Source organism: uncultured Psychrosphaera sp., assembly GCF_947500655.1.
Classification (GTDB): Bacteria; Pseudomonadota; Gammaproteobacteria; order Enterobacterales; family Alteromonadaceae; genus Psychrosphaera.
Window position 1 is genome coordinate 115,623 of the sequence record NZ_CANMSK010000009.1, and the last position, 13,149, is coordinate 128,771.

9 protein-coding genes are annotated in these 13,149 nt (G+C 35.4%); 5 read left to right on the forward strand and 4 right to left on the reverse strand.

What is annotated here, in order from left to right; all coding sequences use genetic code 11:
* Positions 1–36 precede the first annotated feature (36 nt).
* Positions 37–1,338, forward strand: coding sequence for a sigma-54-dependent Fis family transcriptional regulator (locus tag Q0940_RS09640; protein WP_299267587.1), 1,302 nt, complete (start codon positions 37–39; stop codon positions 1,336–1,338).
* 87 nt (positions 1,339–1,425) lie between these two features.
* On the opposite strand, the gene ffh is transcribed toward Q0940_RS09640, so the two are convergent.
* The gene (gene ffh / locus Q0940_RS09645) at positions 1,426–2,796 is read right to left on the reverse strand and encodes a signal recognition particle protein (protein WP_299267590.1); all 1,371 of its coding nucleotides are present in this window, start codon (positions 2,794–2,796) and stop codon (positions 1,426–1,428) included.
* A 248-nt stretch (positions 2,797–3,044) separates the two neighbouring features.
* Between ffh and ccsA the strand changes: the two genes are divergently transcribed.
* The 4 genes from ccsA (at position 3,045) to Q0940_RS09665 (ending at position 8,152) form a co-directional block, all read left to right on the forward strand.
* On the forward strand, positions 3,045–3,851 hold the full coding sequence (gene ccsA / locus Q0940_RS09650) for a cytochrome c biogenesis protein CcsA (RefSeq protein WP_299267593.1): 807 nt from the start codon (positions 3,045–3,047) through the stop codon (positions 3,849–3,851).
* Positions 3,852–3,920: 69 nt separating this feature from the next.
* On the forward strand, positions 3,921–5,201 hold the full coding sequence (locus tag Q0940_RS09655; RefSeq protein ID WP_299267596.1) for an HlyC/CorC family transporter: 1,281 nt from the start codon (positions 3,921–3,923) through the stop codon (positions 5,199–5,201).
* Between the two features lie 155 nt (positions 5,202–5,356).
* On the forward strand, positions 5,357–6,991 hold the full coding sequence (locus tag Q0940_RS09660; RefSeq protein ID WP_299267599.1) for a methyl-accepting chemotaxis protein: 1,635 nt from the start codon (positions 5,357–5,359) through the stop codon (positions 6,989–6,991).
* A gap of 117 nt (positions 6,992–7,108) precedes the next feature.
* Complete coding sequence (locus Q0940_RS09665) at positions 7,109–8,152, forward strand: phospholipase A (protein ID WP_299267601.1); 1,044 nt, start codon at positions 7,109–7,111, stop codon at positions 8,150–8,152.
* A gap of 116 nt (positions 8,153–8,268) precedes the next feature.
* Here the strand turns inward: Q0940_RS09665 and Q0940_RS09670 are convergent, their stop codons facing one another.
* From Q0940_RS09670 to Q0940_RS09680, 3 genes are all read right to left on the reverse strand, one after another.
* Positions 8,269–8,880 carry a hypothetical protein gene (locus Q0940_RS09670; protein WP_299267606.1) on the reverse strand — a complete coding sequence of 204 codons (612 nt, stop codon included), beginning with the start codon at positions 8,878–8,880 and terminating at the stop codon, positions 8,269–8,271.
* A 950-nt stretch (positions 8,881–9,830) separates the two neighbouring features.
* On the reverse strand, positions 9,831–11,399 hold the full coding sequence (gene gshA, locus Q0940_RS09675) for a glutamate--cysteine ligase (protein WP_299267609.1): 1,569 nt from the start codon (positions 11,397–11,399) through the stop codon (positions 9,831–9,833).
* Between the two features lie 160 nt (positions 11,400–11,559).
* Entirely contained in the window at positions 11,560–13,134 is a 1,575-nt protein-coding gene (locus Q0940_RS09680) for a tetratricopeptide repeat-containing sulfotransferase family protein (protein WP_299267614.1), read from the reverse strand.
* Positions 13,135–13,149: the final 15 nt, after the last annotated feature.

Genomic DNA, 13,149 nt, shown 5'->3' on the forward strand with positions numbered 1-13,149 from the left:
TTGACAGACATATTGTCGTTATTGACAGCGAGGCTTATGAACATCTCTATTATCCAATCTATGATCAATGCTATTGATAAACCGGCTATTTTCATTACTCCTGATTATGTTATTCAAGCCGTAAATCAACCGTATCAAGAGGTTTACTCTACTCAAGTAGATATTGGTGTTAGTCGTTGTCACTCGGTCTCTCATAAAAGTGCAGTTCCATGTGATCAAAATGGTGAAAGCTGCCCTATCCAGTCATGTATTCAATCTGGACGTTCGGCCAGTGTTGTGCACATTCATCAAATGGAAAATGGTAAAGATATTTGTGACATAGTAATGAAACCAGTTAAAGATGAGGACGGTATCACTATTGGTTTTTTAGAAATTTTAGAAGACCTAAAGTTTGCCTCAGCCCAATCACAAAAAGATAAAATGGTGGGAGAAAGCGAACCATTTCTAGCACTGCTAAAAAAAATAAACCGAGCAGGTAAATCAGAGATTGCTGTTTTACTGCAAGGTGAAACAGGAACAGGTAAAGAATTGGTTGCCAAAGCATTACATGAGGTTAGCCCCCGTAGAGATGAACCATTTGTGGTGATTGAATGTACCGGACTTACCGAGTCTTTATTTGAGTCTGAACTTTTTGGTCACGAAAAAGGCGCGTTTACTGGCGCTACCCATAGCAAACAAGGCTTGATAGAGCTTGCCAATGGCGGCACTGTATTTTTTGATGAAATTGGCGATGTGCCGTTAAATATGCAAGTAAAATTGCTTAGGTTACTGGAGACTAGAACTTACCGAACGGTTGGTGGTTTAAAGCAAAAAACCTCGAACTTCCGTTTTCTCTCAGCCAGTCATAATAATTTATTGGAGATGGTTAACAAAGGTGAATTTAGACAAGATCTTTATTATCGAATTGCAGGGTTCCCAATATTTTTACCCTCGCTATCCGAGCGTAAAGGCGATATCGCATTATTAACTCAATACTTTTTAAATCATTCACAGTCACAACAAAAGCGCTTTAGTCCTGAGGCATTACACTTACTGCTGCAATATACCTATCCGGGTAATATTAGAGAGTTAAAAAACTTAGTTGAGCAAGCTGTGTTATTAGCCGATGAAGATGAAATAACCTCAGAAGATTTACCTGAGTATATTTTGTTTAATCCGTTGGATAGTAAAGCGACAAAGCAGCTACCTCAAACTCTAGAGCAAGTTGAAGCTGACTATTTATATAAAATGCTAAATACTCAAACTTATACAATAGACGAACTAGCCGCAATATTGGGGGTTAGTACCAGAACCTTATATAGAAAAATAGAAAAGCATAAGCTTTCTATTGATGATTGATAGCGACCTGTACTTGTATCAATTACATTAGCCACAAAAAAAAGAGTTCATATGAACTCTTTTTGTTTTCTTTAAATAGAAATCTTATTAGATTTTAGGGAAACCGCCCGGCATTCCGCCGCCCATTCCTCCCATGCCGCGCATCATTTTCATCATGCCGCCACCTTTCATTTTTTTCATCATTTTTTGCATTTGCATAAACTGTTTAAGCATACGGTTTACGTCTTGAACTTGTGTGCCGCTGCCTATTGCTATACGACGTTTACGAGAGCCTTTAATTACATCTGGGAACTTACGTTCTTTTTTGGTCATGGAATTAATAATAGCTTCCATTTGAGTAAATTGTTTGTCGTTGGCTTGGCCTTTTATCGCTTCAGACATTTTACCCATACCCGGCATTTTATCCATTAAGCTCGACATTCCACCCATGCTACGCATTTGTGATAACTGGTCGCGGAAATCTTCAAGGTCGAAACCTTTGCCTTTCATTACTTTTTTAGCAACTTTAGCGGCTTTTTCTTTATCTATGGTTGATTCAATTTGTTCAACTAAAGAAAGAACGTCACCCATTCCTAAAATACGACTAGCTATACGCTCAGGATGAAAAGGTTCTAATGCATCAATTTTTTCGCCCATACCAATAAACTTAATTGGCTTACCGGTAATATGACGAATTGATAATGCAGCTCCACCTCTAGCGTCACCGTCGGCTTTGGTTAAGATAATACCGGTTAATGGTAATGCATCATCAAACGCTTTAGCCGTGACCGCAGCATCTTGACCTGTCATTGAGTCCACAACAAATAAAGTTTCAACTGGGTTTACCGCAGCATGTAATGCTTTGATTTCACCCATCATGTCTTCGTCTATCGCTAAACGACCTGCGGTATCCACTAACAAAACATCAAAGAATTTACGTTTGGCGTGGTCAATTGCAGCCGTAACAATATCAATTGGCTTTTGTTCTACTGAACTCGGGAAGAACTCAACATCGACTTCCGCCGCTAAAGTCTCTAATTGTTTAATTGCCGCGGGACGATAAACGTCGGCACTTACGACTAATACAGACTTTTTCTTTTTCTCTTTTAAGAATTTAGCTAATTTACCAACCGATGTAGTTTTACCCGCACCTTGTAAGCCAGCCATCATTACAACAGCAGGAGGTTGGGCTGCAAGGTTTAAGTCTTCGTTTATATCGCCCATGGCTTTTTCAAGCTCACCTTGCACGATTTTTACAAACACTTGACCTGGCGTTAAACTTTTACCAACGTTTTCACCAACTGCTTTTTCTTTAACTGATTTAACAAAATCACGAACGACAGGTAAAGCAACGTCTGCTTCCAGTAACGCCATTCTAACGTCACGAAGTGTGTCTTTTATATTGTCTTCAGTTAATCGGCCTTGTCCGCTGATCTTCTTCAGGGACTCGGATAATCGTTCAGATAAATTGTCAAACATATATGATTATTCTCTTACTTTGGCTAGCTGTTTTTAACAGCGCGAATGTTGGGATTATATACCGCTACCTAAGCTAAATATAGAGTAAAAAGCCAATTACAAGGTTTCAAACTGTAACAAAGGGATAATCTATCCATTTAATGCAATTATTCTTTTCTTAGATCTAAATAATATTGATTAACGAATCAAAAAAACGTGGTAACATCAAAGTGTTATTTTTTCAAATTGATGTATGAAGGTTTTCACCTATGTCCGTAATGTTAGGACTTAATTTAGCTTTTATTGGGTTTACTCTTGCCAGTTTTATTACGGCTAGAACTGTATTCCTAAATTCAAAATTCAACTCCAAAGCACTTTTCTCAATTGCTATCGCGGCAATTATTTTTCAATTATTTGCTGTACGCTCTATTTTATTTGTTGGAACTGAACTGCATTTATCATTAGCCGCTATGTGTATATTAATAAATGCACTGATTGCTGCGGTATTAACTATCCGTTCATTTACCAATACCAACTTAATGATCTTGTTCGTTACTTATTGCTTCTCTGCTTTGTTGTCACTGGCTATTGTTTTTATTCCCCATGATTCATTAGCTTATATGGGCGTATCAATTAATTCTTCAACACCTTTAATCATTCACATTGTATTATCTGTTAGTGCTTACTGTATATTAGTGATCTCTTCTTTATATGCCGTACAATTTAGGTATATAGATGCAAAATTAAAATCAAAAACCTTATCACTGAACAGTCACTTGCCTTCTCTAAACATTGTTGAAGCGCAGCAATTTAGATTAATGTCTATAGGTTTACTGTTACTCACTGCGGCTTTAGTCACAGGTTTGTTATTCTTAGATAATATGTGGGCCAAGCAATACGCTCATAAAACAATACTTTCAATAATAGCCTGGGCTGCATTTGCAACACTCGCTATTGGTCATAAATTGTATGGATGGCGTGGGCGTAATAGCGCAATTGGCACCATACTAGCTTCTGTAATACTTACGTTGGCATACTTTGGCAGTCGTTTTGTGCGTGAAATAATACTCACTTAACGCATTTGGCTTGACTATACCGGCATAAGATCATACTTATACATTTCTTAATTCCAGCAAGGATAAATTTTGGGCGACATCTCTACAAGTACACTGGTTATAATACTCGTTGTACTTATTTTCATTTCAGCATACTTTTCAAGTACTGAAACTGGCTTAATGGCTTTAAACAAATACAAGCTTAAACATTTAGTAAAGGAAGGCCATAAAGGGGCACTCCGTGTTGCTAAATTAATGAGCCGTCCTGACAGAACGATAGGGTTAATATTAATTGGTAATAATCTAGTTAATATTGGTGCATCTGCCATAGCTACAATAATTGGTCTTAGATTATACGGTGATGTTGGTGTTGCGATAGCAACGTTTGGACTCACCTTAGTTATATTGATTTTTGCCGAAGTCACTCCAAAAACATTAGCCGCTTTACATCCAGAGAAAGTGGCATTCCCAAGCTCAATACTTTTGTTGTTTCTGATGAAAATATTGTTTCCATTTGTGCTTGTCGTAAATTTTATTACTAATGGAATTTTAGCGTTATTAGGTGTTAGCTCAGAGCAAAGAGAAGAACACAGCTTAAGCAAAGAAGAACTTAAAACGGTAGTGAATGAATCTGGTGGTTTAATAAGAGATAGTCATCAAAATATGATTGTTAACTTGCTCGATTTAGGAAAGATTAAAGCCGAAGACATTATGATCCCGCGTAACGAAATATATGCGCTGGATATCAATGATGATTGGAAAAATTTACTTAAAGGTCTTACTTACGCAAACCATACTCGCTTATTATTATACCGAGATAATATTGACGATGCGGTTGGCTTTATTCATGTTAGAGATGCATTACGACTATTAGCTAAAGAAGACTTTAGTAAAACCACCCTGCTGCGTGCAGTACGGGAAATATATTACACACCAGAAGGTACATCTCTTTTTGTTTTGTTACAGAAGCTAAAACAAAATAAAGAACGTATTGGTTTAGTTGTGGACGAATATGGTGATATCCAAGGGTTGTTTACGCTGGAAGATATTTTGGAAGAAATCGTTGGTGATTTTACTACTGGTATTTCTGTTGATCCAAGTTCAATCTGTATTAAACAACCAGATGGTAGTTATATATTAGATGGAAGTTCATCTATGCGTGATATTAACAAAGAAATGGATTGGGATTTACCAACCGATGGTCCTAAAACAATCAACGGGCTTATTCAAGAGATCATGGCAGATATTCCAGAAGCCGGTACTTCAATCTTAATTGCTGACTACCCTATTGAAATTCTTAGTGTTAAAGATAATAAAGTTTCACTAGCTAAAATCCACCAAAAAATAGAACCAGAAGATACATCAGATTAACTGGTGTATCTTTATTTTATAAGTATTACAACCAGTTCACTTTTTCATAAACAAACATTTCTATAAAAAAATTCACTTTTTCTCCCCCTTGCCGTTAACTATGCAAATTAATGAACTATATTTATTAATGACATACTAATAATCAAGGGTTAAAGATGAATTTAAAAAGTATTCGCGTTAGATATACAGCTATGTTTTGTAGTATTGCAGTTGTGCTTCTAATATCTAACATAATGAACTTTTCATTAGTCAGCAAAACTGAAAATGGCATGACATTATTTGCCCATGAATTTAACCCAGCTATTTCAGCTGTTATCAATGCTGACAGAGACCTATACCAAGCCAGAACCGCTGAATTACAAATACTTATAGGCAACAACAATTCTTCTAAAATAATCGAAAATCAAAAAGACTTCGAAGAAAATGCCCAACAAGCTTACGACCGTATGCAAGATTTTAAGCAATATATGTCTGCTTACCCTGATGTCAGCCAAAAACTTAATCAATTTGATGCTGCATTTAAAAAGTGGAAAAACGCTGCTAAAGCAGTATTTAGCTTAGCTAATAGCGGTCAGTTAGAACAAGCTAGAGAGCAAAGTGCAGGCTTATCGTTAACCAGCTTCAACCAATTAAGAGATTTTTATAACATTGCAGGGGAAGCTGGAGATAGTAAAAGCCTCTCGGTTAGCAAAACTATTATAAGCGAGGTTGGTACCACCCAAACCGTATTAACCATTTTCAGTATCATCATCATTATATTAACTTTTACCGCTGGTATTATTGCGCCTAAAGCTATGGCCGATGCGTTAGAAAACCTTTCATCTGAACTGCAAGCTATTAATAGTGGCGATGGTGATTTAAGCCGCCGTATACATAGCCAAAGAAAAGATGAAATAGGGCAAGTTGCTAACGAATTTGATAAATTTCTAGATGAATTAGCCGATTTAATTGGCTCTATTGTTGAGCAGTCTGCTGAAGTAATTACCGGCGTTAGTGAATTAGACTCTGGTGCAAAAGAAATAAAAAAAACCAGTAAACAACAAACTGACAACGTCGATATGATAGTAACCGCGGTAAACGAAATGTCATACGCCATTAAAGAAGTCGCAAGTAACGCCAGTTTAACCGCAACTGAAATTGATGTTGTTAATACTCTAGCGACTGAAGGAAAAACCATAACGAATAATGCAGTACATGAGATGCAACAGCTTTCTACTACCGTTAATAATGCAGCTGACGTAATATCTCGTTTATCTGAAAATTCAGCCGATATAGCATCAGTAATGGATGTTATTAAAGGAATTGCAGATCAGACTAACTTACTTGCATTAAATGCAGCTATTGAAGCCGCACGTGCTGGTGAGCAAGGGCGAGGCTTTGCTGTTGTTGCTGATGAAGTAAGAACATTAGCCAGTAGAACCCAAGAATCAACTCAAAGCATTCAAGGTATGATAGAGGCATTACAGACAGGTGTTGAACAAGCGGTTACTTCAATTAGCGAAGGTAATAGTGCCACAGAATCTACGGTTGCTTTGTCTCAACAAACACTTGAGTCCTTAGAAAAAATAAGTGAAGCCTGCTCTAACGTCGCAAACGTTGCAGCACAAACTGCAACAGCAACAGAAGAACAAAGTGTTGTGGCTGAAGATATTAGTGAAAACTTGACTGTACTTGCAGATCAGACTCAAGCCAATTTCAATATTGCAGAAAATAATGGAAACCAAGCTAATACAACCATGGCATTAGCTACTGAATTATCAAACTCAGTGACTCGCTTCAAACTTAGTTAGTCAGCACTTACAATTTTATGTTTTAATACACGGATGTTTAAAACATAAATATTTCAATGTCTATATAGTGCCAGATCGAAAGATTGGTTTACTAAACTCAAACAAGAGATTTTCAGTGTGAAACTAGCAAAATTACTTACCAATTTAGTTATTACCATTTCAGTTACTTTAACAGTTATCAGTGTGCATGCAGTTGACTCTGTTGAAGATGAATATGAACAATTTAATTATTTGAAAAAAATTGATACATGCATTAACAATATAAAAAAATCTGGATTATACGACGGAACACAAGAGCAGCTTAACCAATATTGTAAAGTCGAAACCCTCAAAAAGAGTTTTAAACCTGGCCGCTATGCCAAAAGAATTCTTGAAGAAAAAATGACGGAATTCAATCCATTTGTTATTACACCACATAAACCAAGTTACATGTTACCAGGGATTGTCACCAATAACTTTAACCGTAAACCATATGATTTTAGTGAAGAATATGCTGCAGGAATGAAAGAGGTTGAGGCTAAATATCAAGTTAGTTTTAAAATACCACTTAGCTCAGGTGATCTGTTAACCCGAGGTGATGGTTTGTATTTTGGCATGACAATCAAAGCTTGGTGGCAATTATATTCTAGTGATATTTCCAAACCGTTTAGAGAAACCAATTACCAGCCTGAAATTTTTTATCGAGCTCCTCTTCCATGGAAACCTTTTGGTGGCAACATGGGATACGCTATATCTTTTGAACATCAATCAAATGGACAAACCCAGGTACTTTCAAGAAGTTGGAATCGTATTATCGGTTCAATTATTTTTGAACAAAATGACTACATGCTAATGTTTAATCCTTGGTATCGCATACCTGAAGATGATAAAACAGATCCTTTATCTTCTAAAGGAGATGATAACCCTGACATTGAAGATTATATGGGCAATTATGAAATGTATGGAGCTTATGCCTTTAATGATCAAAATAAAATAACCGTATTAGTACGAAATAATTGGCGAACGGGGCATGGTGCAATTGAACTAAATTATACTTATCCTTTACAGAAAAAATTAGTAGGAACCATTCAGTACTTTAATGGATATGGCGAAAGTATGATTGACTATAACCACAAACAACAAAAGTTTGGCTTAGGTATCGCGCTAACTGAAATATTTTAATAGGTAAGTTTCTATATAAAAAAACGAACCGATTTCTTTAGCTAAAATAGTCTGTTCGTTTTTTACTTATTCTTATGAAACTCTAATGAGGTTATTACACTTTAAATAGAAATCATTTAATAAAACAATAATCGCCACAACCAGCCAGAATTCAAATACTCTTCACAGCCTTTTAACTGTTGACTGTAGACTCTTGCTCTAGCATCTACTTTTTTAGATACTTTAACTAGCCAAGCTTTTTTATTATATGAGCGTTTACGATAGCCGCCCCACCCTTCGTGATAATTTAAATATTGATTTTTAGCATCCCATTTCGACACTTTGTTTAATCTATATGTTTTAGCGGTAAACCATCCCATAAAATCAATAGCATCTTCAAAGTCGCCTCTGCTACTCCAATAGTTGCCAGTTTCTTTAACATACTCTTCCCAAGTAACTGTTTTAGCTTGTGAGTAACCGTATGCACTACTTGCTCGTCCGTAAGGTATAAAACCTAAAAACCATCTCATGGGTGGCTGAGCATCCGCTTTGAATGAACTTTCTTGATACATCATCGACATTACAACGTGAATTGGTGTTCCCCACTTATCTTTCATGTCATTAGCGTCATCCCACCAATCATCATTTTCTTTAAATATCTCACAGACATTGTTGATATTCCTAGGCTGTGGCGTTGTACAACCTAATATTGAAAGTGATAGTAATAAATAAATTGTGATTTTTTTCATATTATAAGAACTTTTTTTGAAAATCCTGTCTAACATAGTGAAAGCAGTATTTTTTCATTCCTTAGAAGTTGTTGTTAGTTTAACGAACATTTATTAATGTTCGTTTTTTTTTGCCTATAATTTATATTACCGATGACAATCCAGTTCGACCCAGTTAAAAAATTATAAACAAACTAAATTTGGCCACTATCCTAACTTAAAATTAAATAAATATATTAATTTTTTCCATTTTGTGAACTTTTACCTAAACACCTGTCTAACATAGTCAAAGTTGAATTTGTTATTCCTTGAAAGTTGTTGTTATTATGCGAGCATTTATATGCTCGCTTTTTTTTGCAAAAAATAAACTTATTTCCTACTAAATCAAAACCTAATTAAGGTTTATCAATTATATTTAAGAAATAGACATTTGCTCTGAACTTTTTTCCGTAGCCCTGTCTAACATAGTGAAAGTTGTTATTTCCTAAAAAGTTGTTGTTGTAGGAAGCGAGCACTCCCATGCTCGCTTTTTTTTGCAAAAAATAAACTTATTTCCTGCTAAATCAAAACCTAATTAAGGTTTATCAATTATATTTAAGAAATAGACATTTGCTCTGAACTTTTGCCTAAACACCTGTCTAACATAGTGAAAGTTGAATTTGTTATTCCCTGAAAGTTGTTGTTATTATGCGAGCATTTATATGCTCGCTTTTTTTTGCTTGCAAGAAAGTAAGTACTTAGGTTTTGTCCGGAACAATAAACCTGTGCCTGTATGGAACAGGTATCTCGTGGTTTATTGTTCGCAAAGAATGGATGACAGTGACGACGGCTTACAGTGATATAGGTATGCTTGTATGCAACAGGTATGTCGCGGCTTCTTGTCTGCAAAAATTATTTATAGGGAAAGTAGATAAATAGAAAGGCTAACCGTAAACAAGTTCTCACTTACTTACGGTTATAAGATCAACTGACTAATACTTAAAATAGTCAACCAAGAAATCATCAAAACTTACTTTATCAGCATTCTCTACATCTTGTTGACTCTGCAATGACTTAACCGATTCTTGTTGTAAAAATGACTCAGAAAAAACACTAGTATCTTTAGCTAAAATCTCAGTTTTATATTGTTTCGCTAGCTTTAAGCCAAATACACCATTATCTGTTTGAGTTGCTTGTAACTCAGATAAAAACTTACCAGATAAGGTCTGTGTTGGATCGTTAACCGATGCTGATACTGACTTGATAGCTGCAGTGTAATGATCTTCACCGTAATGGCCGTCCAACCAAGTTGCAATGTCAGAAAAGTCTTCAAACATATCTGACAACCAAGCGTTACGCGTTTTATTTATGCCATTATCTGTTAATTCTAAATCAGATTTTCTGCCCTCTAGTACTATCTTATCTTGATTATCTTCCGCTTCTAGCTGCTGTGCGTCGGTTAATTCTGTTGTTGGATTTAGCAGACAATATAATAGGAAAACATCAAGTACATGCATTTGTTCTAAAGTAATGCCGTATGGGGAGAATGGATTAACATCCAAAACTCGTAATTCAACATACATAACACCACGATTTTCTAATGCATCAGTTGGTTTCTCACCTGATGTAGCAATTTGTTTTGGCCTGACTGGTGCGTACAATTCGTTTTCAATTTGCAATATATTGTGATTTAGTTGTTTGTATTGGCCATCTACTTTTACACCGATTCTTTTATATTCTTCAGATTCGGTATGAATGGCCTTTCTTAGCTTTTCAATATATTGAGTCAGTGAGCCATACTCAATATTCAACTCTGACTGTGCGCTATTGGTATAGCCTAAATCACTCATTCTCAGCGATGTTGCATTGGGTAAAAATATAGAACCTTTACCAAATGAATCAAAATCTAACCCAGTCTCACGACCTTTTAAAAATGACTTACACATGGCAGGTGAAGCACCATAAAGATAAGTAACTACCCAAGCAAAGCGCTTAATATTGCGAACCATATGCATATATTGTGCAGATTGATATTCGGTGAGCTCAGTATCATCACCATTTAATTCTTTTAATAATTGCCAAAATTCAGTTGGTAATGAAAAATTATAATGAATGCCTGATATTGCCTGCATCATAGAGCCGTATCTATTTTTAAGACCTTCCCTATAAGTTGTTTTCATTTTACCAACATTTGAACTGCCGTATTGCGCAATACGAATATCGTCTTCATTGTTGATGAAACAAGGCATACTCATTGGCCACAATACTTCATCACCAATGTTAGCGGCGACAAACTTGTGTACATCTTGTAATTGAGCAAAGGTGGTATTTATATTATTTGATGGTGGTGTAATTAACTCTAACAACGACTCAGAATAATCTGTTGTTACATATGGATGAGTTAATGCAGAGCCCAATGCAGTTGGATGGTCTAGTTGAGAAAGCTTGCCGTCGGTATTAACCCTAAGACCCTCACGTTCAATTCCACGGTTAATATTTTTTATTGCTTGGGTAAATTGAGCTGAATTTAATCGCTCAAGTTTCTGCTTAATTGTCGTCAATGCGTAACCTTTCCTTACACCAGTAGAGTTAACTCAGACCATTTCTGAATGCTACCAATTTTAAAGTCAAACTAGTTTATATAAATGCATGTTATGGAGTCTAATAGCCATAAAATAAAGGGCAAGATAAATTTATTTTATTATTAGTTCAATTCATGACTTAACCAATATAAAAACCTTTACCTTTAATATAATTAAAGGCTGGTTGTAAATGTTCTTTATACTTTTTCCAACCTCCTAGAGATTTAGTATTTATCGGTGAACGTACTTGTACTGAGCTTGCTGTAGCAACCGCTGCTGTATTTTTTGTAATATCCAAAATATCTGATGTATATTCAATATCACAAAATGCCATTATATCTTTTGCCAAAACTTCAGGATTTTGCACAAACGCATCATAAGAAACTATTTTAAATTGCTCAGGGTAGATACTTTGCCAAAACTCTGCTAATTCAACAAATTGATGGTAAAACTGAGCAATACTTAATTGATCATAAGCATAATTATAATAAGGGTCGTTAAGAGAGAACATTTGTTTATAGTTACCCCAGATAGTATCCATCGGATTACGAATAACACAGATTGTTTTTGCCTGAGGTAACGCTTTAGCTATTAATCCTCCGTACAAAACATTTAAAGGCATTTTATCTACAAAACGTTGCTCTTTTTGAATAACCTTACTTAAGCTATTTATATAATACGTCCCTAACTCGGAAAAATTTATTGATTTGGCAGCATCAAGGGTTTTAGGATCCAAAATATATCGTCCCGGAGATTGTGTTAATTGTTTCAGTGCCAGCCCGAATTCTTGCAACTCACCTGCGGATTTTATTCCTGTATTATTAGTTAATACTCGTTCAATCAAAGTTGTGCCTGAACGTGGCATTCCAACAACAAATATTGGTTTTTCTGTACTTTCTTCTTCCCATTGCTTATTTAAAAAGTCTGTATCCGTAAATAAACGTTTTAAACCATCAAATAATTCTAAGTCCTGCTTAAAGTTATAATTTAATTTATTCAGTTTTTGTTGTTTTGCCGTATCTAAATAATTAAAACATTCATCGTAATAGCCTAAAGTATCTAGCTCCCGAGCCAAAGCGTGTGAAATATGTAACTTAGCATCAGGGTGTGTCATTTTATTAAACACATCTTTTAGCCTAGCAACATGATTATTGTTTTTATCAACTCCACCTAGATGACTTAACGACGAATGAGCTTGGTAAAATAAAGGTTCAAGCTTTATTGCCTGTTCATAAGAGTCTGCTGCTTTTGTAAATAACCCTGAAAATGTTTGTGATGCTCCCAAGTTATAGTAAAAACTTGCTTTTTTGCTTATTTCAATTGCCCGTTCAAAGTACTCAATTGCTTTGTGATGCTGGCCTAAACGGCTTAACGCCACACCTAAAGTATCAAGTGTTAATGCGCGTTTAATTGTGAACTTTTCCGCGTTAACAATAGCTCCATAGGTTTCATTACTATTGCCTAACATAGCTAAACACTTAGCTAAATGTGCAAAGTATTCTGCAGTTTCTTTGATTGATATCGCTTTTTGAATTAGAGAAACCGCTTTATTATATTGACCTAATTCGGCCTCAATTATACCAAGCAAAAAGTATGCGTCATAAAATGCTTTATCTTGCTTTAAGATTGTCAATAAATATTGTTGTGCCGTTTGAAAATCAGAATGGTTAAGTGATTTTTGAGCTTGTTGATGAAGGTAGTTGATATTCGTCATTATATTCTTAAAAAT

Coding starts and splice junctions, on each gene's coding strand:
- Q0940_RS09680 (WP_299267614.1), bottom strand. CDS start 13,134: ATGACGAATATCAACTACCTTCATCAACAAGCTCAAAAATCACTTAAC.
- ccsA (WP_299267593.1), top strand. CDS start 3,045: ATGTCCGTAATGTTAGGACTTAATTTAGCTTTTATTGGGTTTACTCTT.
- Q0940_RS09660 (WP_299267599.1), top strand. CDS start 5,357: ATGAATTTAAAAAGTATTCGCGTTAGATATACAGCTATGTTTTGTAGT.
- Q0940_RS09640 (WP_299267587.1), top strand. CDS start 37: ATGAACATCTCTATTATCCAATCTATGATCAATGCTATTGATAAACCG.
- ffh (WP_299267590.1), bottom strand. CDS start 2,796: ATGTTTGACAATTTATCTGAACGATTATCCGAGTCCCTGAAGAAGATC.
- Q0940_RS09670 (WP_299267606.1), bottom strand. CDS start 8,880: ATGAAAAAAATCACAATTTATTTATTACTATCACTTTCAATATTAGGT.